The following is a 21,073-nucleotide window of genomic DNA, read 5'->3' as shown; positions in this document are numbered from 1 at the left end:
CCTAATCCCAAACCGAAACCTGCGCGCGCGCGGCGATCACGAGCCCGCCACCTTCAGCAGCACCGGGTCGTTGCGATACAGGTCGGGGAACATCTGCTTCAGGTAGCCGATCTTGGGCATGTCGTTGATGACGATGTATGGGTGCGAAGGATGGAGGGTCAGGAAATTCTGGTGATAGCCCTCCGCCGGGTAGAAGGCCTTGTAGTCCTCGATGCGGGTAACGATGGGCGCCTTGAACGCATTGGCCTTGCCCAGTTGCGCGATATAGGCCTGCGCCACGCTGCGTTGCTCGGCGTTGAGCGGGAATACCGCCGAGCGGTACTGCGTGCCGTGGTCCGGGCCCTGGAAGTTGAGCTGGGTTGGGTTGTGCGCGACCGAGAAGAAGATCTGCAGCAGGCGGCCGTAGCTGATCTGCGCCGGGTCGAACGTGACCTGCACCGATTCCGCGTGTCCGGTGCCGCCGCCGCTGACGGTCTCGTACCGGGCAGTGCTGGCCGCGCCGCCGGCATAGCCGGACGTGACCTGCTTCACGCCGCGCACGTGCTGGAACACGCCTTGCACGCCCCAGAAGCAGCCGCCGGCGAACACGGCCGTTTCCGTTGGCGCCGCGCTGGCTTTTTCATCGAGCGCGGGCGGCGGGATCTTGACGGCGTCTTCTGCCGAGTTGGCCACGCGCTGCCAGGCCAGCAGGCCCGCCGCCAGCATGACGAGGCCTGCGACTTTTGCGGCGGACGAGCGCGTCCACCAGGAGGAACCGGTTGAAGTTTGCGTGGTCATGATTGCCTGTCCTTGAACGTTGCTGTGTCGTGATCAATGCGTGGAATATGGCGGCTTGCGTGCGCATCAGCCGAAGGTAAAGGCATAGGCCTCCACGCCGGGGTCCAGGAATTCGATCGCAAACGTGCGGTCGGTCACCTTGCCCGTCTGCCGCACCAGCTGGTACAGCCGCTGCCCGGTCACCGTGCCGCTGCCATCCGCCGCCACATCGGTACCGCGCGCGCCGCCTGGCGCGGCGCCGTCCACGCTTACCCGGAACCGCACCGGCTTGCCATCCTTGCCCGGCCCCAGCACCAGATGCAGGTCGCGTGCGTGAAAGCGGTAGAGGATCCGCCCGGAGGGGCCGGCCAGCGTGGCGTGCTCCGCACCCACCTGCCAGGTGCCGGCCAGGCCCCAGTCGTTGAGCGCGGGGCTGACGGGCGCGGTATAAGTGTGCGCCTTGTCTTGCACCTCGCCGCCGGGAGAGGCGAAGTTCTCCGCCCGCTCATAGCCAAGATAGGTCTCGCCGGACTGGATCTCCGCCTTGTCGGCAGCCATCTGCACGCCTTGTACGCTTTGTGCATCGGCATGGCCGATGCCGAGCGCCACCTTCGCCGCATCGGCATGGCCCGCTTCCGCCAGCAGTTGCTGGATCACCTGCTCGGATTTCGCGTACTCGCCCTCGCCGAAGTGGTGAAAGCGGATTTGCCCCTGCGCGTCGATGAAATAGTGCGCCGGCCAGTACTGGTTGTTGAAGGCGCGCCAGATCGCATAGTTGTTGTCGACCGCCACGGGATAGTCGATGCCGAGGTCGCGCGTGGCTTTCTTCACGTTGTCGAGGTTGCGCTCGAAGGCAAACTCCGGCGCATGCACGCCGATCACCACCAGCCCCTGGTCGCGGTACTTCTGCGCCCAGGCCTTCACATAGGGCAGGGTGCGCAGGCAGTTGATGCACGAGTAGGTCCAGAAATCGACCAGCACCACCTTGCCGCGCAGCGCCTCGGCCGTGAGCGGCGGCGAGTTCAGCCACTCCACGGCGCCGCCCAGCCCGGGCAACTGGCCTTCCACGGGCAACGCCGCGGCGGCGCTTTCGCCGGTCTTGAGGCTGGTTGCGCGCATCATCGCGCCGTTGCCGGTCTCAGCCTGTTTAGCGGAGAGCTTGTCGACCAGCTGTTGCTCGATGCCGCCCGTGGCCACGGTCGATACGCGGGCCAGCACACCGGTGTCCAGCCCCAGCCCGATGGCAACCACGCCGAGCAACATGGCCGCGCCGATGCCGCGCCGGACCCATTCCCCCGCGCCCAGCGAGCGCTTCATCGCGGTAAAGACCCGGCCGCCGATCAGCAAGGCCACCGCCAGCGACGTGGCCGCGCCGGCCGCGTAGGCGACCAGCAGCAGGGTGGTGCCGACGCTGGCGCCACGCAGCGCCGCACCGGTCAGCACAAGGCCGAGGATCGGGCCAGCGCAAGGCGCCCACAGCAGGCCGGTGGCAATGCCGAGCAGGAACGACGAGCCGGGCCGGACCTGCCCGCCATCGGCCTGCGCAAACGCGGAGAGCCGGCTGCCCGCGCTGACCAGCGGATGCATCAGCCGCTCGGCCAGGCGCGGCAGCAGCAGCGTCAGGCCGAACACGGCCAGCAAGGCAATGGCCAGCCAGCGTCCGTACTGGTTGGCCTGGGTCACCCAGCCGCCGCCAACCGCCGCCAGCGTTGCCACTGCCGCGAAGGTCAGCGCCATGCCGGCCAGCAGCGGCAGGCCGCTGCGCACAAAGGGCTGGTCGGCCCGCGAGAACACGAAGGGCAGCACGGGCAGGATGCACGGGCTGAGGATGGTGAGCGCGCCACCAAGGTAGGCGAGGATAAGAAGGAACATGGAATGCTTCAGTCTGGTTGCTGTCGGCGTGTTGCCGGCGTGTTGTTGGCGTATTGCCGGCGTTGGAGGCCCGCGCGGGCTCAGGCGGCTTGCGGCTTGAACGTCATTGCCACGCCGTTCATGCAGTAGCGCAGCCCGGTCGGCTTGGGGCCGTCGTCGAACACATGGCCCAGGTGGCCGCCGCAGCGCCGGCAATGCACCTCCGTGCGCGATATGCCGAAGGACCGGTCTTCGTTCGTGCGCACGGCGTTCTCCAGCGGCGCCCAGAAGCTGGGCCAGCCGGTGTGGCTGTCGAACTTGGTGCGCGACGAGAAAAGGTCAAGCTGGCATCCGGCGCAGGCGAAGATGCCGGCGCGATGCTCATCGTTCAGCGGGCTGCTGTAGGGCCGCTCCGTGCCTTCCTGGCGCAGCACGCTGTACTGGCTTGCGCTGAGCATCTGGCGCCACTGGGCGTCGGAGCGCACTACCTCGAAGGCTTCGGCGGGCTTGCCCGCGTTCGCTGCGTTTGCCGTGCCGGCGGCCAGCGCGCGCCAGCCGCTAACGGCCGCAAGCGCCGCCACGGCGGCACCGCCCGATACCAAAAAGCGCCTTCTGCTTCCCATGATGTGCTCCTTGCCTCAATGTATCGATCGCGGCGACCGACTTGCCGTCGATCGCTGCCATGGATCGTTGGCCGCATCGTATGGCTGGCACCATCCCGGAGTCCTCACCAAAGGTTAAATTAAATGTGATAACTCGCCGCCTCAAAATTTTGCACAATAGCCAGGCCGGCGCATTTCCTGCGCCTCCCCTGTCACGCGCGAGCCGGCTCGCGCCCCTAGGCTGAACATGGATCACCCCAAGCGCATCCTGATCGTCGAAGACGACGTCGACATCGCCAACGTACTGAGCCTGCACCTGCGCGACGAGCGCTATGAAGTCGTGCACAGCGCCGACGGCAACGAGGGCCTGCGGCTGCTGGCGCAGGGCAACTGGGACGCGCTCATCCTCGACCTGATGCTGCCCGGCGTGGACGGGCTGGAGATCTGCCGGCGCGCCCGCGCCATGACGCGCTATACGCCGATCATCATCACCAGCGCGCGCTCCAGCGAAGTCCACCGCATCCTTGGCCTGGAACTTGGCGCCGACGACTACCTGGCCAAGCCATTCTCGGTGCTCGAACTGGTGGCCCGCGTGAAGGCGCTGCTGCGGCGCGTGGATGCCATGGCCAAGGACCTGCGGATCGACGCGGGCAGCCTGGAGCTGGGCGGCCTGTCGATCGATCCGCTCACGCGCGAGGCCAGCGTGGACGGCCGGCGCATCGAGCTCACCCCGCGTGAGTTCGACCTGCTGTATTTCTTCGCCAGGCATCCCGGCAAGGTGTTCTCCCGCATGGACCTGCTCAACGCCGTCTGGGGCTATCAGCACGAGGGCTACGAACATACCGTCAACACCCATATCAACCGGCTGCGCACCAAGATCGAGGCCGATCCGGCACAGCCCAGCCGCATCCTGACCGTGTGGGGACATGGCTACAAGCTCGCGGCGGGAACCCAAGGAGGCGCGCCGTGAGCCTTGATCTCGGACTGAACCTGAGCCGCCGCCTGACCCTGACGCAGCGGCTGTCCCTGGTGTTCTCCGTGCTGCTGCTGGCCTGCTGCGGCGCCTCCGCGTGGCTGCAGGTCCGCTCCAACGACATGCGCGAGAAGGAGGTCATCCAGGACCTGTCGCGCGGGCTGGCCGGCCATATCGCGCGCAATGCGTCGCTGATGGACGCCAACGGGCTCAAGCCGGATGCGCTGCGGCGCCTGTTCGGCCAGCTGATGGTGGTGAACCCGAGCGTGGAGGTGTACCTGCTGGACAGCCAGGGCCGGATCCAGGGGCACGACGCGCCGGCCGGGCACCTGCAGCGCCAGCAGGTCGACCTGAAGCCGGTGCAGCGCCTGCTGGCCGGCGAGCCGCTGCCTATCCTTGGGGACGATCCGCGCAGCGCGGGCGGGCGCAAGGTGTTTAGCGCCGCGCCACTGCGCGTGGGCGGTGCCGAGCCCGCCGGCTACATCTACGTGGTGCTGCTGGGCGAGGCGCATGACGAACTGGCGGCGCGCGCCTCCGCCAACTCGGTGTTGCGCACCACGCTGTGGTCGATGGGGCTGGTGGCGCTGCTGGGGTTGCTGGCGGGCCTGATGGCGTTCGGCCTCATCACGCGGCCGCTGCGCCGCCTGACCGAGGCGATGCGGCGGTTTGATGCCGACGGTGCGCCCGAGACGCAGCCGCGCGTGCCGCGCACGCCGTCCGGCAATGCGCGCGATGAAATCGTCGCGCTGGAAGCGGCCTTCGCGCAAATGGCGGACCGCATCGCCGAGCAATGGCGCGCGCTGACCAAGCAGGACCAGGAGCGGCGCGAGCTGGTTGCCAATATTTCCCATGACCTGCGCACGCCGCTGACCTCGCTGCACGGCTACCTGGAAACGCTGTCGCTCAAGGCCGATACGCTCAGCGAGGCCGAGCGCCAGCGCTACCTGGCCATCGCGCTGGCGCAAAGCGTCAAGGTGGGGCGGCTGGCGCAATCGCTCTTTGAGCTGGCGCGGCTGGAGCACGGCATCGTGCAGCCGGCGCTGGAGGATTTTTCGCTGGTGGACCTGGTGCAGGACGTGTTCCAGAAGTTCGAGCTGCCGGCCGAGGCGCGCCACGTGCGGCTGCGTGCCGGCATCCCGCAGCGCCTGCCCGCCGTCACGGCCGATCTCGGCATGATCGAGCGCGTGCTGACCAACCTGCTGGATAACGCGATCCGCCATACGCCGGCCGAAGGCGCCATCGATGTCGATCTCGCCCTGCGCGACGGCAAGGTGGCGGTCACCGTCAGCGATACCGGCCCCGGCATTCCCGCGGAACTGCGCGAGAGCCTGTTCCAGCGGCCCTTCAGCGCCGGCGGCGCGCACCGCGGCGGCGGGTTGGGGTTGCTGATCGTGCAGCGCATGCTGCAGCTGCATCACAGCCAGATCCGGCTGGTAGAGCGCGCCGGCAGCGGTACCACGTTCCGCTTCGAGCTGCCGGTGTCGGGCGGCGCTGCCGGCAATGCCCGCTAGCGGCGGGCAGGTTCAGTCCGCTGCCTGGCCGGCGAAGCGTTCGATCAGCCACGAGGCGGCGGGGCCGGGTGGCGTGTCGGTGCGGTAGATCGCATCGAAGGGGTAGAAGTTGCTGTGATTTTCAGGCAGGTCGAGCAGCACCAGGCGGCCCGAGTCGAGATCTTCCTGCACCATGGGCACCGGCATATTGCCCCAGCCGATGCCTTCGCGCAGCAGCATGTGCTTGGCGCCAAGATCACCCAGACGCCAGGTATGCGTGCTGATCACCGCGAAATCCTTGCCGCGCGTCAGCGCCGAGCGGTCCGACAGCACCAGTTGCACATGATGCCGTCCGGCGCCCGGCAGGTTCGGGCTGCCGCTGGCCAACGGATGGCCTGGCGCCGCAACCGGCCGCAGCATCACATCGCCGATCCAGATGCGCTCGATCCCCGCCACGCCCGCGCCAAGCGGCCCGCTGACGCCGATGGCGGCGGAGCCGTCCAACACCATCTGCGTCACGGCGCCAAGTGCTTCCATGTGCAGGTGCAGCGCTACCGTGGGAAATGCCTCGCGAAAGGCCTTCAGCGCGTCCACCACCCGGGCTGCCGGCAGCATCACGTCCAGCGCCAGGTGGACCTCCGCCTCCAGGCCTTGCAGCAGGCCCTTGACCTTGGCGCGGAGCCCGTCGATGCCCATGGTGACCGTGCGTGCCTCGGCCAGCACGGTGCGGCCCGCCTCGGTCAGTTGTGGCTTTTTGGTGGTCTTGCGGTCGAACAGCGCCACGCCGAGCTGATTCTCCAGGTTGGCGATCGTATAGCTGATGACCGAGGTCGCCCGGCTGAGCTTGCGGGCCGCGCCGGCAAAGCTGCCGACGTCCACCACGGTCAGGAACACCTTCAGTTGATCCAGCGTGGGCGTACCGGGATTTGGCATCTTATCGATTTTGTCGAACGTTTCGATCCATATTATCCCAGTTTCGCGGACGTAAAAACCCGCCTACATTTAGGCCCATCGGATGCAGTACCCGATTCAGACCCTGAACCCGAACCCGAACCTGAACCCGAACCCTGATCCCCTGACTCAACCGGCCTGCCATGACCGTGCGGCCGCATCGAATGGAGAACCACCATGTCCCAAGCCGCCCAACTCAATAACCAGACCAACGCCCAGGCCAACGCCCGTGCCGACACACCCGCCGCAGCCGGCGTGGCAGTGCTGGGCCGTGTCCTGATCAGCGCCATCTTCCTGCTCTCCGGCGCGTCCAAGCTGGCCGCGCCGGCCGCCATGATCGGCTACATCCAGTCGGTCGGCCTGCCGCTGCCGCAGGTGGCGCTGGCCATTGCCATCGTCGTGGAGGTGGCGGGCGGCATCGCCCTGGTGCTGGGATACCGCACCCGCCTGGTGGCTGCCATCCTGGCCGTCTTTAGCGTGGCGACCGCGCTGGCCTTCCATGCCAACCTGGCGGACCAGAACCAGTTCATCCACTTCTTCAAGAACATCGCGATGGCCGGCGGCCTGCTGCAGATCGTGGTCTACGGTGCAGGCCGCTTCAGCCTGGATGCACGCCGCGGCAACGCTTAACGCGCGGCGCGGGTTTCAAGCGCAGCCATGCGCATGGGAAACGCCAGCACGAAGAGCAGCGCGGCCAGCACCAGGGCCGCGCTGAGGATGTACAGGCTATAGATGAAGCCGCCGGTGGCCGCCTTGATGGCGCCCACCATGACCGGCGCCACCAGGCCCGCGCTGCTGCCGATCGTGCTGATCATGGCGATGCCGGCAGCCGCGCCCCGGTCCGCCAGGATGCTGCCCGGCACGGACCAGAGAATCGTGAAGGCGCTGGAGATGCCCGCCGACGACAGCGCCAGGCACAGCACCGCCGCTAGCGGGTCGTGCATGAACAGCGTGGTGAGCGACAAGCCCAGCGCGCCAACCAGCGCCGCCACGGCAAAATGCCAGCGCCGCTCCCCCGTGCGGTCCGAATGGCGGCCCACGACGATGGACGCCGCAATCCCGGTGACCGCCGGCACCACCGCGTAAAACCCCACCTGCAGCACGCTCAGCCCCATCATCTTCAACAGCGTGGGCTGCCAGAACGACAAGGCATAGATGCCCAGGATGGCGAGAAACGAGATCAGGCCGAGCATCCACACGCGCCGGTCGCGCATCGCGGCGCCAAAGCCGTGGGCCGCGCGCACGCCGTTGGCGGCCTGGTCCTCCTCCAGCAGCCGGGCGACGCGTTGCCGCTCAGGGGCGCTGAGCCACCGTGCCTGCGCAGGGCCGTCCGACAGGATGAAGAAGGCCAGGACGCCCAGCATCACGCTCGGTATCCCCTCCAGCAGGAACAGCCACTGCCACCCCTGCAAGGACCACGCGCCATTGAGGAACGTCATCACCAGCCCCGCCAGCGGCCCGGCCACGATTGGCGCGGCGCCATAGGCCATGAAGAACAGCGCCGTCACCTGTGCCCGGCGCCGCGACGGGTACCAGAGCGTGAAGTAGAACAGCACCCCCGGCGCGAACCCGGCCTCCAGCACGCCGATCAGGAACCGCAACGCATAGAACTGCGTGGGCGTGCTCACGAAGATCATGGCCGCGGACGCCAGTCCCCACAGCCCCATGATGCGCAGCAGCGTAGCCCGCACGCCGATCTTCGCCAGCATCAGGTTGCTGGGCACCTCGAACAGCGCATAGCCGAGAAAGAAGATGCTCGCGCCCAGGCCAAAGACAGCATCGCCAAAGCCGAGGTCCTCGCGCATCTGCAGCTGCGCATAGCCAACGTTGGTCCGGTCCAGGTAGTTGAAGACATAGCACACGCATAGCAACGGCAGCAGCCGCCATGTGATCTTGCGGAACAGCTCGGCGTCGCTGGCCGGATCGGCGGCGGCCGCGCCGGCCGGCTTGGTGAGGGTAGCGGTGTTCATCGCGAAGCCCTCCGGTCTGCCCGCGTGCTGGTCGGGTGGCCGAACTCGGTCTCGCCCCACAGGTGGCTGGACGGCGCGCCTGGGAACAGCCAGTACGGCGTGCACTCGGACGACGGCACGACGTTGCTGAAGGGATGCGCCTCGGAGGCGCCCGCGATGGTTTTCTCCAGCACCATGGACAGGTACTGGTCGTTGCTGCTCTCCTGCGTATTGCCGTTCAGGATCACCTCGGCCCCGGTGGCGCGTGCAAAGCGCCGGATGCCGTTGTGGCGCGAATGCTCTGGCGACCAGCTGTCCGCGCTGACACCGTTCTCGCTGCTCACGCGGATGCCGTCGGGCGTGCGATAGACCAGCGAGTGATTGCCTTCGGTGTGCCCTGGCGTGTGCACCAGCGCCAGGCCGTGGCCCAGGTGCACGCTGCCGTCGAAAGCGACAATGCGCTCCCGCGGCACGTCCGCCAGGCTATTGGGGCAGTACCAGTCGGCCTGCACCGGCAGCAGGCCGTGCACGCTGGCCAGCTCCTGCCGATGCACCAGAAGCCTCGCGTTGGGCAGCAATCCGCGGCTCGCGCCGCTGCCCAGCCAGCGGCGCACGTCCTGCGTGTGCAGGTGATCGTAGGTGATGTAGTCGATTTGCTCCGGCGCCACGCCGCAGCGTGCCAGCGCTTGCAGCACCGTGCCGTAGACGGGGGCGATGGTGCTATGCAGGAACCGCGGCGTCTGCGTGCTCATGCGCTTGAAGTAGGGCGTCTCGGCGCCGGCCTCGAAGTCCGCGGGGGTAAACAGCAGTGTGCGCAGGCACCCCGCGAAGTCCTCGTACTGGATCAGCGCCATGCGCGACAGCAGGTGGATCAGGTGCGGCTTGAGCATCTGCTGCGAGTACACGCCGTTAAAGGCGTACCAGGCCGGATAGGGAACCCGCAGCAGGTTGAAGCTGCGCGCGAACCGAACCGGCGGCGCTTCCAGGAACTGCTCGCGAAACTGCGCTGCGCCGCGGCGCAGCGCGCGCAGGCGGTCCTGTGGCGCGCTGGCGCCGCGGGCACCGTCAAAGTCGGAGATCGGCAGCAGGCCTGTTGGATCGGGTTCGCGTTTCATGGGTTGTCTCCTGTGGTTCTTGTTTTTCTTTCTATGCGGCTTCGGCCTGGCGCGCTTCTGGCTGGCCCAGCAGGCCGCCGATCAGCTGGGGCAGCATGTCCGGCGGCGTGCCGGCAAGCAGCTGGCGCAGCATCGTCAGCGTGTCGAAATACACGCGCTCGCAAACCAGGCGCTCGCCCTCGAAGATGAACAGCGCGATCATGCGGCAGCGAAACGCATTGCCCGTCGGCGGCAAGCCCTGCAACGGGCCACGGTGCGTGCCCAGCAGCCAGAACTCCACGATCACGGCATCGTCCGTATGGCGCAGCTGGATGATCTCGTGGCGCTGGTCGGGGAAGGCCAGGCGGCTGTCGAGGTAGTACTGGCGCACGGTGTCGACGCCGTCATGCACTTCGCCACTGGGAATCAGCTCGTAGTGCGGGTGCGGGAAGGTGGCGAGCACGGCATCGAAATCCTGGCGGGTCTCGTCGGCGAAGTGGTCAAGCACCAGGCGCTCGCGGCGCGCCTTGAGATCGGGGGAGTGGGGTGTGGTCATGCTGGAAGCTCCGTGGCGGGCAATCTGCGGAACACTGCGGCCGATGCCGCAGTCCGTTGCCTGGAGCGATTATCTGTAGCGTGCCGGCGCAAGACTGTCGCCGCTTGGCAGTTGCCGATCCGGATAAACCCCGGGTTTGGCGCGCGCGTGCCAGGCGCCCATGTCTTCGGCTCGATTGGCGGCGGAGCCGGTGAGACGTTACGTAACGCGTAACGGAACAAGCACGCGCAGGGCGCGCTTCAAACGCACGATCCCGGTTTCATCCATTTCCCGAAAAGCCAATCCACAAGCGGGTTCCAGGGCGATGAGCACGGTCGCGCGGGGCACGGGGAAACACGCTTTTTACCTCGGGCATAACTATTGCGTCCAGGCCACTATTTGACGATTCAACGCCATAACCAGAGAGGTCTGACCGTGCGCAATCAGCAATATTTCCTTGGTATTACATTGGGCGCGTTGGTGCTGCTTGGCGGCTGTGCCAACGGATCCGACGGCGCCATGGGCAAGACCGGCGCCGCAGGCCCGACGGGCAATACGGGAGCGGCGGGCAACGCTGGTGTCACGGGTGCGGCCGGCAGCGCAGGTGCCAAGGGCGATGCCGGGGCTGCCGGCGCCGCGGGGACGAACGGATCGGACGGCGCAGCGGGAGCGACAGGCGCCACCGGCGCCACTGGCACCACCGGAGCAGGCGGCGCTACCGGAGCCACAGGGGCAACGGGCACGACGGGGGCCAACGGCCCCTCGGGCGCCACTGGCGCTACCGGGCCTGCGGGTTCCACGGGCGCCACCGGCGGCACGGGGCTCACCGGCGCGACCGGTGCCTCGGCACTCAATCAGCTCGGCACCGCAATCAGCAGCGTGGGCAGTGCCGTCGGCGCGGTGGGCACCGGCCCGCTGGCTGCCGTCACCACGCCTGTGGGATCCATCGTCAGCCAGGCTGGCCAGATCGTGGGTGGCGCGGGACCGCAGGCCATCACCAATCCGGTGACCCAGATCACGGGCACGCTCGGCCAGGCGATCGTGCCGCTGACCTCCACGCTGACCGGCGCCACGCAGACCCTGGGCGCAGCGACCGGCCTGGGTTCCGTCGTCGACAATTTGCTGCGCACTGTTGGCGGTACGGTGGGCACTGTTGGCACTACGGTCACCCAGACCAATGCGCCGGTGGTATCCGGCCTGGGTGGCATCGTGACGTCCACCGGCAATACGGTTTCCGCGCTGGGCGGGCTGGTCAACGCCCCCACGGGCGGCACTGGCAATAGCACTAACCCGCTGGCTCCGGTCACGAACCTGCTTGGCGGGCTGACAGGCGGGCTGACGGGTGGCCTGGCACCGGGCAATACGCCAGCGTCGGGCCTGCTCGCGCCAGTGACCAGCCTGCTCAACAACACCCTCGGCACGGTGACGCACGCCACGGGCAGCGGCGGCGGCGCGCTGCCCGGTGCCTTGCCTGGCTCGCTGACCAATGCGCTGGCGCCGGTCACCAATGTGTTGGCAGGCGCAACCGGCGCAACTGGCGCAACTGGCACGGCGGGCGCCGGCAATGCGGGCACGGGTGGCCTGCTCGGCGGATTGCTTGGCGGGTTGGGCGGTACCAAGCCCTGATACGTTAGCGCCATGGGAAACGCCGGCGCCATGGCTCCGGCGTTTCTTCAACCTGAGCGCGCCGGTCGTTCAGGCGCCGCCTGCGCGCATGTGGCTAGCCGCCGGCAGCTACGGCGCCGGCTTCTTGCCACGCCGCTGCGCTGACGCGCGTGGTCAGCTCGACAAAGCTCGCCACGCTGGCGGTTCGCAAGGGATAGTAGGCCACCTGATGGCGCTCGCAGACGCGCTTGAGCATGCTCATGGAGTCATGGTCGATGCAGTCGACGGGAAACACCACCATGTCCGCGCGCGCCACGGTTGCCGCCAGCAGGCCCTTCCTGTCCTCGATGCCGCCGTCGTGCAGCACGAGCTGGCCGCCGGTGGATTCCACCAGCGATTTCAGGGTGTGGTTGGCGCCCGGGCGTCCGCCCACATAGACAATGCGTTTTCCCTGTAGCTGGCGCAGCCCGGCGTGGCGCTCTTCCCCTTGTGCCGCGGCGGGGAGCATGGCGCGTTCCATGGCTTCCGATTCGGCGCGGCTGATCTTGAGCTGGGCTAGTGCGTCGTCAAGCTGTGCGCGCACGGCCTGCATCTGCTCGTGTTCGCGCATGGCGCGTTGCTCCGCGGCTTCGCGGCGGCTTGCCTGCAGTGCGAGTTCCCCATCGCGAGCCGCCAGGCTCTCTCGCAGCATCTGCAATGCCGTATCTGTATCTGTATCCGCGCCGCACGGCCCCGTTTGCCGGTCCGCGCGCGCGTTTAGCTGGCTGAGCTGATCGCTCATCTGGCGGACCGCCATTTCATGCCGGGTGCTCAACGCCTGCAGGCGCTCCTGCTGGCGCTCGAGCTTGTCCCGCAGCGTGGCGTTTTCTTCTTCCAGCGCGATCAGCCGGCGGATGTCGGCGCGATTCGCCGCACCCACCAGGTGCGACAGCATATGCACCTCGCCAAACGCCGCCTGGCGAACCGCGGTGCTGGCTTCAGGGTGCGTCATCACCGCCCAGTAAGCCGGCGGGATGTCGCCGCTGCCGACGGCGTCGTCCCAGAGCTTGCGCACGGCATCCGCATCCTTGGCTGCGCCGAAACGCTTCAATGTGCTCGCGTAGCGCTCATCGAGCGCCTTCTGGAACGCCTTGCAACCCTCGCCGCCCGCGCTGGAAAGCTTGACCGCTTCGTGGTGGATTTCAAGGTCGGTGGCGCGTTGCCGGTCCAGCGTGGTGAAGCGCGGCACCAGCTTGCGCAGCTCGCTGGTGGTCATGCAGGTGCCGATCACCGAGCAGTGCAGGTGCGAGTCCAGCTCGGCAAGGCGCGTGCGCCGCCGTACCGCGCGGCCCTGCGCTTGGGCTGGCGTGCAGCAACCGGCGGCCGGTGGCTGCTCGTGGCCAAGCGCGGCCCCAATGCCATTGGCGCGAGCAAGGCGAAACGGTGGCGTGTGCATGCGGGCCTCACGTGGGAGAAGACGGGCAGGGTGGCGCGTTGCCATGCCTCGGAGAGGGGCAACGTCAGGATTCCCGTTCGGTCATCGAAATATACCATTGAATATAACGAGTGTGGAGCGGTGGCGCGGCGCGCCGCAAGCCAGTAAGACAGCGCTGCCAGCAACCACCGGGCATGCCCTAGAATTGCAGCGCCAGACAGGCAGATCAAAAGGAGTGGTGATGATGGTGGATGCGAAAGATACGGCTGTACTGCTTTTTTCCTACGGGACGCTGCAAGACAAGGCGGTGCAGATCGCCAACTTCGGCCGCGAGCTGGCCGGTCGGCATGACGCCATCCCCGGCTACTCGCAGTCGATGGTTGCCATCGATGACCCTGCCGTGGTTGCTACCAGCGGAAAGACGCACCATCCGATTGTCCAGCCCAGCCCGGATCCCAACGATGAGGTGGCCGGCATGGTCTTCGAGATCACCGCGCAGGAGCTGGCATCCGCCGATGCCTATGAAGTCTCGGACTACAAGCGCGTCGCGGTGACGCTGAAGTCAGGCGTTCAGGCGTGGGTCTACGTCCGGGCCTGAGCTGGCCGCACCACGCGCTCAAGGCGGGAGCGCCGACATCTTCTGCAGCAGCGGCGCCTTGTCGCTGACCGCGGAGCCGACCAGCGCAGGCCTTGATATCGATGTGGGGCTGCATGGTGGCGTTTCATGACGCCACGCAGGCGCCATCAGCGCTGGGCGATCACGCTGCGCGCCACCTCCGCCACGACGCCCCGCAGCCATTGCGGCGCGGCGCCGCGATGGGTTCTCGCATGCCAGAGCTGGTAGTACTTGAGCACGCGCGCGGGGATCGGGACGGGCTCGACGCGCAGGTCCAGCAGGCGCGCGTAATGCATGGCGAAGGCCCTGGTCGTGGTGAAGAGCAAGTCGGAGCGCATCAGGACATATGGCGCCATGCAGAAGTAGGGCAATGTCGTCGTCACGCTGCGCGACAGGGCCGACCTGGATAGCTCGGTGTCGATGGTGCCTTGGCCCGTCGTGTGATGCGTGGTGACGGCCAGGTGGCTGGCTGCGGCAAAGGCTTCCTTGGTCAGCTTGCCGGGCGGGATCGGATGGCGCGCGCGCATCAGGCAGACCAGCTCGTCGCGGCACAGTGGTTGGAGGTGAAGCTGCTCCGGCGGGCGCTGCCAGTTCCCCACCACCAGGTCCAGGAAGCCGCTCTCCAGCCCGCGCTCGTAGCCGCCTTCATCGGCCAGGTGCCGGAACTCCAGCACGGCGTGCGGCGCTTGCGCCTGGAAGCGTTCCACGATGGCTGGTATGAAGAACACGTCCAGGTAATCGGGGCAGGCAATGCGGAACGTGCGGGTGGTGGTGGCGGGATCGAAGGGCAGCGCCGGGTTGAGGATGCTGGACATGCCGGCGAGCGCCTGCGAGGCCGGCTCGATCAGGGCCAGCGCCTGCGTGGTGGGCACCATGCGGCTGCCGCTGCGCACCAGCAGCGGATCGCCCGTCATCTCGCGCAATCGCCGCAGCGCAACACTGACCGACGGCTGGGACTGGCCGAGCAGGATCGCCGTGCGGGAAACGCTGCATTCGGTCAGCAGCGTGTGCAGGACGCGGAGCAACTGGAGGTCGAGCGAGGCTTTGGACATCACGGTCTGGCAAGAATGGTTATCAGGAATGCAGGCATTGCGGGGAAATGTGGACGCGGTATGATCTGCCGATCAGGCACCCGGGCGCGACAGGCCGGGACCCATGCGGCCGGACGATGGCCGCCGGCATGACGAGGCGAGAACAACATGAAAACCAGTGCAAGAAACCAATTGAGCGGCAAGGTCAGCGCAGTCCACAAAGGCGCGGTGAACGACGAAATCGAGCTGGAGATTGCCGGCGGCGTGCGCATCGTGGCGACCATCACCGCCGAGAGCACGAAGCGACTCGGGCTGGCTGTCGGCAAGGAAGCCGTCGCGCTGATCAAGGCGTCGTCCGTGATCGTGGGCGTGCCCGACCCGGACATCCTGCTCTCCGCGCGCAACCAGCTTGCCGGCACGGTATCGGGCATCAAGACCGGCGCGGTGAATGCGGAGGTGTCCATCGGCCTGGCGCAGGGCGGCGAGATCGTGGCCATCATCACCAATGACAGCGTGACCAGCCTCGGGCTGGTGCAAGGCGGCGCGGCCGTCGCCATCTTCAAGGCCTCCAGCGTCTTGCTGGCCGCGCGCGCATAAGCGTGCCGCGCAATGGCGCCTATTGGGCGGCCGGCGCGGCGAACACTTCCAGGCTGATCAGCTTGGAGACGTAGCGGCCGGCCTTGCCATCGTTGGGGATCACCAGCCTGGCAAAGCCGTTGGCGCCCAGCGGCGCGCCGTCCACGGCATAGGCGATGAGGTCCGGCTGGTTGCCAAAGCTGGGCTCGACCTCGCCCAGCGCGACCAGGGTCTTGTAGCCGTCGCTGCCGGTTGCCACCACATACATGGCCAGCACATCGTTCTTCACCGCCGGGTTGGTGGCGAGGCCGACCGTGTTGTTCAGGAAATCCCACAAGCTCACGCCCGTGTAGGTGTTGGCGCCCACCGTGCGCGTGACCACCGGCAGGGCTTTCAGGGCGGTCAGGTCGAACGTGCCGGGCTGCTTGACCGCGCCCGTCACGGTGAAGAGGGTGGACGGCGCGCCGCCCGTGCCCATGGCAGTGGAGCCGGACGCGCGCACATCCAGCCGCAGCAGGCCGGAGACATAGCGGCCACCCTTGCCGTCGCCCGGTGCGGTCACGCGCAGCAGTCCATCGGCCGTGAGCGGGGTCGCGACGCCATTTACCGTTTCGCCATAGACAACCTGGCTGGCCCGGTTGCCAAAATCCGGCTTGATCTCGCCCAGCGAGAACACCGCCTTGTAGCCATCGGCGCCGGTCGCCAGCACGTACTTGCCGAGCACGTCGTTCTTGACGGCGGCATTCACCTGGATGCCCATGCCATCGAGCAGGTCCCACAAGGCCGTGCCCACATAGGTGTGGGTTTGCGCGCCGGAGCCGCTTGAGAAGCTGACGGCCTGGATGGCGGCCGGACGCGCCTGGAGCTGCGCGAGCGTTAGCGTGGCGGGCCGGTCCAGCGCGCCGCCGACCTGGAGCTGCCGCTGGGCTTGCGCAGGCTGCGTTACCGGGGTGGCTGCCGTGGCCGGTGTCTCGGCGTCGGAGCCGCCGCAGGCTACCAGGCACAGCGGCACAAAGGCGGTGCCGAGCCGTACGGACACCGGACGCTTTATCTTGAACATGTGGATCTCCCCTGCCGCTTATTTCTTTTCGTTATATTCACTCTAACATAACGCTTTGCGGATCGTATGGCGATGCCCACATAGGCGCTATTGCATCGCGCGCATATTCCGCTGGGGATGCCGCCGGGGTACCATGCCGCCATGGTCAAACTTGCTCGCTCCCGAACCTCGGTCAGCCCGGATACGCCGCAGGCGCTGTTTCGCATGCGCGTGATGCTGGGCGATACCATCGCCATTGGCCCCGGCAAGATCGCGCTGCTGGAAGCGATCCGCGAATGCGGCTCCATTTCCGCCGCGGCGAAACACCTCGACATGTCCTACAAGCGGGCCTGGGATCTGCTCAACGAGATCAACCGCTCGCTGGCCAAGCCGGCAGTGGATTCCGAGCATGGCGGCGCGCAGGGCGGCGGCACGGTGCTCACGCCGGTGGGCGAGGAAGCGATCCGGCTCTACCGCGCCGCGGAGCTACGCGCGGCCAAGGCCTGCGAGGCCGAGATCAACGGCCTGATCAAGCTGCTGGCCAAGCCTTGAACCCTGAACCCCGCACCCTAAGAGGCGGGTTCAACATGAAGCGAAGCGGTTCCGGCCAAGTGGTACGCAAGGCCGTGCAACGACGCCAGGATCTTTTTGAAATGGCCTCTAAGCCTGCCACTGCCGGACCTCGATGCCACTGACCGCCAGCGCCTGGCGCGGGCCAAGCTTGAGGTCGCGCAACGACACCAGGTGCAGGCCGCCAAGGTCGGGATCGAACGCCACGCCGTCCTTTTCCACCACCAGGATCACGCCGCTGCCCACGGCCGTGTTGTACAGCTCATGCCAGGTGAACAGGCACCGGTAGCCGTCTTTCGCGACCACGGCGACCACGCTCTGCTTGCGTCGCCCGATGGGCAGCGCCTGCATGCCGGCGAGGTCAAGCAGCTGCGTCACGCGCACGCCGCGCCAGTGCCGCACTTCACGGACATGGCGCCCCGAATAGCATTGGATGGTCGCCGGCCCGCCCACCACGTCGGCGCGGCCCGACAGGGCCGCCGCGTCCAGGCTGAGCGGTTGCGCCAGCCCCGAAATCGTCAGCGCATCGGACTGGTATTGCCGCACTTTGCTCTCGCCCGTGCTGGCGGACAGCGCTTCATTCACGGAACTCTCTCCTTGATTGGCCAGGGCGCCTGCTTTGACCTGCGTTGTATACATCGCTATATTTCGCTAACCAAGGCATGGTACGAGGTTCGAATAGGCGCATCAAGTGCCGGCGGCGCTGGCGGCGTTTGCGCTATGCTTTGCGCCGCGCACGCCGCACATCTCCCATGAACTGCTGTTTCTCCGAGCCACAACGCATGCAAGAACCCAACGCCACCGCTCTTCCCGCCCCACGTTTTGAAGCCGGCCGCCCATTCTGGATAGCGGGCCTCGGCGGGCGCTTCACCCTGGAGGCGAACGGCGGCATCCCCGCGCTCTGGGAGGCGTTCGGCCCTTCCATTGGCGAAGTCCCGGGCCAGGTGGGCGGGATGACCTACGGCCTGTGCTGCAACCCTCGGGACGACGGCAGCTTCGAGTATGTGGCCGGCGTGGAAGTGAGCAGCCCGGACGGATTGCCATCCTCGTTTCGCTGCATCGAGATCGAGCCGCAGCGCTACGCCGTATTCGTGCATGCAGGCGATGTCTCGACACTGCACGAGACGTTTCACCGCATCTGGCATCAATGGCTGCCGGCGTCCGGGTTTCAGGCCGGGCATGCGCCTGAGTTTGAGCGCTACAGCGCGGACTTCGATCCGGTGGCAGGAACGGGCACCGTGGAAATCTGGCTGCCGGTCAGGGGTGGGGAGGATGCGGCGTCCTGAGGCGTTGCCCGTCAAAGGCGCGAACACCACCATGCATATGAAGCCCGTTAACGCATTGATCCTGGCATCGATCCTGGCATTGTTTTCCGCCAGCAGTTTTTCCACCACGCCGTGCCCGCCCGATGCGCCGTGCGGCCCGTTGCCGCCGGAATTCAAGGTGGAGATGTACGCCACCATCGTTGCCTTCCCGATGGCTTGCGCGAAGCTGGATCCCGCGAACGCGCCGCGCTACGAGGCAGCCTTGTCGGCGGAACTTGGCAAGCTGGGCGCCGACGATCAGGCGGCCATGGACGCGGCAAGGCGCGATCCTGCCTTGCCCGCGATGCTGATCGCCGCGTCGAAGGCGCTCGAGGCAGAGCAATCGCCTGCGCGGCTTCTGCGCAAATGCAGCCGTGCGCTCCAGCGCACCGAAGCGGCGGAGCCTGCAAGCCCGAAGTGAGCGCCGGCAGGATGGCGCGCCGTGCTTTGTTACCTCGCCCGCCTTGAGTCCCCCGCCGCGATGAACAATACTGGCCCGTAGGCCGCTCCGGCGCGAGCGGGCCGGTTTTGTTTCCGCATGCGCGGAAGTGATTTCAAGGAGTAAGCCATGTTGCGCGACAGTCATGCATTCAGCGGATTCTCGGTCGACGACATCGCCAAGGCCACGGACTTCTATGGCGGTACGCTGGGGCTGGAAGTATCCGCGAGCGGGGGCTTGCTGACCCTGTATATCGCCGGCGGCAACAACGTGCTGCTTTATCCCAAGCCGAACCACGTGCCTGCGACGTTCACGGTGCTGAATTTCCCGGTGAAGAGCGTGGACAAGGCCGTGGAGACACTCGGCAAGCTCGGCGTGCGCTTCGAGACCTACGACCTGCCCGGGCTGAAGACCGACGAGCGGGGCATCTGCCGCAGCGAGGGCGGCCCCGTCATCGCCTGGTTCAAGGATCCGGCCGGCAATATTCTCTCGGTGCTTGAAGCGACATAGGCTGTTTTGGCCGGGCACCAGGCACCAGGCGGCTAGCGAACCGCTCGATGTGCCCATCCTTATCATTTCAATGATTGTTGAAATATTGAAATGATGGCGTTATGATCCGGGGCATGAACCCGAACCTGGTCGTACGCGCCCTTGGCGCCCTTGCCCACGAATCCCGTCTTGCCATCTTCCGCGCGCTGGTGGTGGCGGGCCCGAGGGGCATCGCCGCCGGCGACATCGCTCAACAGGTCGGCATTTCGCCCTCCAGCCTCTCGTTTCACCTGAAGGACTTGTCCCATGCGGAACTGGTGGCTTCCCGCCAGGACGGCCGCTTCGTGATCTATTCGGCCAACTTCGCGGCCATGAGCGGCCTCGTTGCCTTCCTGACCGAGAACTGCTGTGGCGGGGCACCATGCGAGGTGCCCGCCGCGCCGGCTTGCTGCGATGCCAAGCCGGAGGCCCCCGATGCGGCACGCTGAATCCGCGCAGCCCGTCGTGGCGGATGCACCCGCGCAGGCCATGCCCGGCTTTTTCGCCACCGTGGCCAGCATCCATCCATCAAGGTAGTCAAGCATGCATGTCCAGATCTATCACAACCCCGACTGCGGCACGTCGCGCAATACGCTCGCGATGATTCGCAACGCCGGGATCGAGCCCGAAGTCATCGCGTACCTCACGCAACCGCCGGAGCGCGCGGTGCTCAAGGCGATGATCGCCAGTGCCGGGCTGACGGTACGCGAAGCGCTTCGTGAGAAAGGGACGCCCTACGCCGAACTCGGCCTGGGCGATCCGGCGCTCACCGACGACCAGTTGCTCGACGCCATGCAGGCGCACCCGATCCTGGTCAACCGGCCGTTTGTGGTGACGCCGCTCGGCGTGCGGCTGTGCCGGCCATCGGAAGTGGTGCTGGACATCCTGCCATCGCCGCAGCGCGGCGCCTTTGCCAAGGAAGATGGCGAGCGCGTGATCGATGCCGACGGCCGGAGGGTTGGCCGATGACGGATGCGCTGCGCAACGTCCTGCTGCCGCTGCTGGACATCCCCACTGGTCAAAGGCTGGAGCCGCGCAGCGTCTCAACGCATGCGCCGCGCATTCTCCTGCTCTACGGCTCGCTGCGCCCGAACTCCTACAGCCGCCTGCTTACGCTCGAAGCCGAGCGGATCCTGCGGCACCTCGGCGCGCAAACCAAGGTGTTCGATCCGCATGGCCTGCCCATCACGGACAGCGTGCCGGCGGATCATCCGAAGGTGGCCGAGCTGCGCGCGCTGTCCGCGTGGTCGGAGGGCCAGGTCTGGTGCAGCCCCGAGCGGCACGGCACGCTGACCTCGGTGTTCAAGAACCAGATCGACTGGTTGCCGCTGGAGATCGGCGGCATTCGTCCCACGCAGGGCCGCACGCTGGCCGTCATGCAGGTGTGCGGTGGCTCGCAGTCCTTCAACGCCGTCAATGCGTTGCGTGTGCTCGGGCGCTGGATGCGCATGGTGACGATCCCGAACCAGTCATCCGTGCCGAAGGCCTACCAGGAATTCGATGCGGATGGCCGCATGGCGCCCTCCGCGTTTTATGACCGGGTGGTCGACGTGATGGAGGAACTGGTCAAGTTCACCTTGCTGGTACGTGACCGTTCCGCTTATCTGACGGACCGGTACAGCGAGCGCAAGGAGAGCGCGCCGCCGGTTGCGGCAGCGCTTGCCCAGGCCGCGATGGCTCACGAGCGCGCTGCGCAAGTGCTGGAGAGCAACGAGAGTAACGACGGCAACGACAGCGAAATCGAGTAGCG

24 protein-coding genes are annotated in these 21,073 nt (G+C 67.0%); 13 read left to right on the top strand and 11 right to left on the bottom strand.

Annotated features, from left to right (window positions below; genetic code table 11):
* Nucleotides 1–36: 36 nt before the first annotated feature.
* The 3 genes from msrA to msrB form a co-directional block, all read right to left on the bottom strand.
* Nucleotides 37–777, bottom strand: a complete 741-nt coding sequence (gene msrA, locus ACX12D_RS28305) for a peptide-methionine (S)-S-oxide reductase MsrA (RefSeq protein ID WP_459374375.1) — start codon at nucleotides 775–777, stop codon at nucleotides 37–39.
* A gap of 66 nt (nucleotides 778–843) precedes the next feature.
* Nucleotides 844–2,628 carry a cytochrome c biogenesis protein DipZ gene (locus ACX12D_RS28300; protein WP_459374374.1) on the bottom strand — a complete coding sequence of 595 codons (1,785 nt, stop codon included), beginning with the start codon at nucleotides 2,626–2,628 and terminating at the stop codon, nucleotides 844–846.
* An 80-nt stretch (nucleotides 2,629–2,708) separates the two neighbouring features.
* Nucleotides 2,709–3,230: a peptide-methionine (R)-S-oxide reductase MsrB gene (gene msrB / locus ACX12D_RS28295; protein WP_459374373.1), complete on the bottom strand. Its 522-nt coding sequence runs from the start codon at nucleotides 3,228–3,230 to the stop codon at nucleotides 2,709–2,711.
* A gap of 226 nt (nucleotides 3,231–3,456) precedes the next feature.
* Here msrB and ACX12D_RS28290 point away from each other — a divergent pair, with 226 nt between their 5' ends.
* A complete protein-coding gene (locus tag ACX12D_RS28290) occupies nucleotides 3,457–4,179 on the top strand; it encodes a response regulator transcription factor (protein WP_441636369.1) in 723 nt (240 codons plus the stop codon).
* Entirely contained in the window at nucleotides 4,176–5,693 is a 1,518-nt protein-coding gene (locus ACX12D_RS28285; protein ID WP_459374372.1) for a sensor histidine kinase, read from the top strand. Before ACX12D_RS28290 ends, ACX12D_RS28285 begins: the two co-directional genes overlap by 4 nt.
* Nucleotides 5,694–5,705: 12 nt before the next feature.
* On the opposite strand, the gene ACX12D_RS28280 is transcribed toward ACX12D_RS28285, so the two are convergent.
* Nucleotides 5,706–6,605, bottom strand: a complete 900-nt coding sequence (locus tag ACX12D_RS28280) for a LysR family transcriptional regulator (RefSeq protein WP_459374371.1) — start codon at nucleotides 6,603–6,605, stop codon at nucleotides 5,706–5,708.
* Between the two features lie 195 nt (nucleotides 6,606–6,800).
* On the opposite strand from ACX12D_RS28280, the gene ACX12D_RS28275 reads away from it, so the two are divergent.
* The gene (locus ACX12D_RS28275; protein WP_459374370.1) at nucleotides 6,801–7,253 is read left to right on the top strand and encodes a DoxX family protein; all 453 of its coding nucleotides are present in this window, start codon (nucleotides 6,801–6,803) and stop codon (nucleotides 7,251–7,253) included.
* Here ACX12D_RS28275 and ACX12D_RS28270 read toward each other — a convergent pair.
* From ACX12D_RS28270 to ACX12D_RS28260, 3 genes are read right to left on the bottom strand one after another with little or no spacing between them, the layout of a single operon-like run.
* Nucleotides 7,250–8,593, bottom strand: a complete 1,344-nt coding sequence (locus ACX12D_RS28270; protein WP_459374369.1) for an MFS transporter — start codon at nucleotides 8,591–8,593, stop codon at nucleotides 7,250–7,252. The genes ACX12D_RS28275 and ACX12D_RS28270 overlap by 4 nt on opposite strands.
* Nucleotides 8,590–9,687 carry an MBL fold metallo-hydrolase gene (locus tag ACX12D_RS28265; RefSeq protein WP_459374368.1) on the bottom strand — a complete coding sequence of 366 codons (1,098 nt, stop codon included), beginning with the start codon at nucleotides 9,685–9,687 and terminating at the stop codon, nucleotides 8,590–8,592. Before ACX12D_RS28265 ends, ACX12D_RS28270 begins: the two co-directional genes overlap by 4 nt.
* A 31-nt stretch (nucleotides 9,688–9,718) precedes the next feature.
* Nucleotides 9,719–10,222 (bottom strand): ester cyclase, encoded by a 504-nt coding sequence (locus tag ACX12D_RS28260; RefSeq protein ID WP_459374367.1) that lies wholly within the window; start codon nucleotides 10,220–10,222, stop codon nucleotides 9,719–9,721.
* Between the two features lie 414 nt (nucleotides 10,223–10,636).
* Here ACX12D_RS28260 and ACX12D_RS28255 point away from each other — a divergent pair, with 414 nt between their 5' ends.
* Complete coding sequence (locus ACX12D_RS28255; RefSeq protein WP_459374365.1) at nucleotides 10,637–11,827, top strand: collagen-like triple helix repeat-containing protein; 1,191 nt, start codon at nucleotides 10,637–10,639, stop codon at nucleotides 11,825–11,827.
* A 94-nt stretch (nucleotides 11,828–11,921) separates the two neighbouring features.
* Here ACX12D_RS28255 and ACX12D_RS28250 read toward each other — a convergent pair whose 3' ends face one another.
* Nucleotides 11,922–13,241: a DUF2325 domain-containing protein gene (locus ACX12D_RS28250; RefSeq protein WP_459374364.1), complete on the bottom strand. Its 1,320-nt coding sequence runs from the start codon at nucleotides 13,239–13,241 to the stop codon at nucleotides 11,922–11,924.
* Nucleotides 13,242–13,461: 220 nt separating this feature from the next.
* On the opposite strand from ACX12D_RS28250, the gene ACX12D_RS28245 reads away from it, so the two are divergent.
* Nucleotides 13,462–13,818 (top strand): gamma-glutamylcyclotransferase family protein, encoded by a 357-nt coding sequence (locus ACX12D_RS28245; RefSeq protein WP_459374363.1) that lies wholly within the window; start codon nucleotides 13,462–13,464, stop codon nucleotides 13,816–13,818.
* 146 nt (nucleotides 13,819–13,964) lie between these two features.
* Here the strand turns inward: ACX12D_RS28245 and ACX12D_RS28240 are convergent, their stop codons facing one another.
* On the bottom strand, nucleotides 13,965–14,888 hold the full coding sequence (locus tag ACX12D_RS28240) for a LysR substrate-binding domain-containing protein (protein WP_459374362.1): 924 nt from the start codon (nucleotides 14,886–14,888) through the stop codon (nucleotides 13,965–13,967).
* A gap of 147 nt (nucleotides 14,889–15,035) precedes the next feature.
* On the opposite strand from ACX12D_RS28240, the gene ACX12D_RS28235 reads away from it, so the two are divergent.
* The gene (locus ACX12D_RS28235; RefSeq protein WP_459374361.1) at nucleotides 15,036–15,464 is read left to right on the top strand and encodes a TOBE domain-containing protein; all 429 of its coding nucleotides are present in this window, start codon (nucleotides 15,036–15,038) and stop codon (nucleotides 15,462–15,464) included.
* 19 nt (nucleotides 15,465–15,483) lie between these two features.
* On the opposite strand, the gene ACX12D_RS28230 is transcribed toward ACX12D_RS28235, so the two are convergent.
* Complete coding sequence (locus ACX12D_RS28230; RefSeq protein ID WP_459374360.1) at nucleotides 15,484–16,503, bottom strand: molybdopterin-binding oxidoreductase; 1,020 nt, start codon at nucleotides 16,501–16,503, stop codon at nucleotides 15,484–15,486.
* 204 nt (nucleotides 16,504–16,707) lie between these two features.
* Between ACX12D_RS28230 and ACX12D_RS28225 the strand changes: the two genes are divergently transcribed.
* Nucleotides 16,708–17,034 (top strand): winged helix-turn-helix domain-containing protein, encoded by a 327-nt coding sequence (locus ACX12D_RS28225; RefSeq protein WP_441636475.1) that lies wholly within the window; start codon nucleotides 16,708–16,710, stop codon nucleotides 17,032–17,034.
* A 108-nt stretch (nucleotides 17,035–17,142) separates the two neighbouring features.
* Here ACX12D_RS28225 and ACX12D_RS28220 read toward each other — a convergent pair whose 3' ends face one another.
* On the bottom strand, nucleotides 17,143–17,637 hold the full coding sequence (locus tag ACX12D_RS28220) for a hypothetical protein (RefSeq protein ID WP_459374359.1): 495 nt from the start codon (nucleotides 17,635–17,637) through the stop codon (nucleotides 17,143–17,145).
* A 197-nt stretch (nucleotides 17,638–17,834) separates the two neighbouring features.
* Here ACX12D_RS28220 and ACX12D_RS28215 point away from each other — a divergent pair, with 197 nt between their 5' ends.
* The 6 genes from ACX12D_RS28215 to arsH all read left to right on the top strand — a co-directional run bounded on the left by ACX12D_RS28215 (nucleotide 17,835) and on the right by arsH (nucleotide 21,071).
* Nucleotides 17,835–18,338, top strand: coding sequence for a GyrI-like domain-containing protein (locus ACX12D_RS28215; protein ID WP_459374358.1), 504 nt, complete (start codon nucleotides 17,835–17,837; stop codon nucleotides 18,336–18,338).
* 31 nt (nucleotides 18,339–18,369) lie between these two features.
* Nucleotides 18,370–18,777, top strand: a complete 408-nt coding sequence (locus ACX12D_RS28210; RefSeq protein ID WP_459374357.1) for a hypothetical protein — start codon at nucleotides 18,370–18,372, stop codon at nucleotides 18,775–18,777.
* Between the two features lie 147 nt (nucleotides 18,778–18,924).
* Nucleotides 18,925–19,305: a VOC family protein gene (locus tag ACX12D_RS28205; RefSeq protein ID WP_441636342.1), complete on the top strand. Its 381-nt coding sequence runs from the start codon at nucleotides 18,925–18,927 to the stop codon at nucleotides 19,303–19,305.
* A gap of 113 nt (nucleotides 19,306–19,418) precedes the next feature.
* Entirely contained in the window at nucleotides 19,419–19,772 is a 354-nt protein-coding gene (locus ACX12D_RS28200) for an ArsR/SmtB family transcription factor (RefSeq protein ID WP_459374356.1), read from the top strand.
* A gap of 94 nt (nucleotides 19,773–19,866) precedes the next feature.
* Entirely contained in the window at nucleotides 19,867–20,292 is a 426-nt protein-coding gene (arsC, locus tag ACX12D_RS28195) for an arsenate reductase (glutaredoxin) (RefSeq protein ID WP_459374355.1), read from the top strand.
* On the top strand, nucleotides 20,289–21,071 hold the full coding sequence (gene arsH, locus ACX12D_RS28190; RefSeq protein WP_459374353.1) for an arsenical resistance protein ArsH: 783 nt from the start codon (nucleotides 20,289–20,291) through the stop codon (nucleotides 21,069–21,071). Before arsC ends, arsH begins: the two co-directional genes overlap by 4 nt.
* Nucleotides 21,072–21,073 lie beyond the last annotated feature (2 nt).

Source organism: Cupriavidus sp. PET2-C1 (assembly GCF_054515855.1).
The sequence above is the reverse complement of the archived record's forward strand: the minus strand, read 5'-3'. Positions and strand labels throughout refer to the sequence as shown.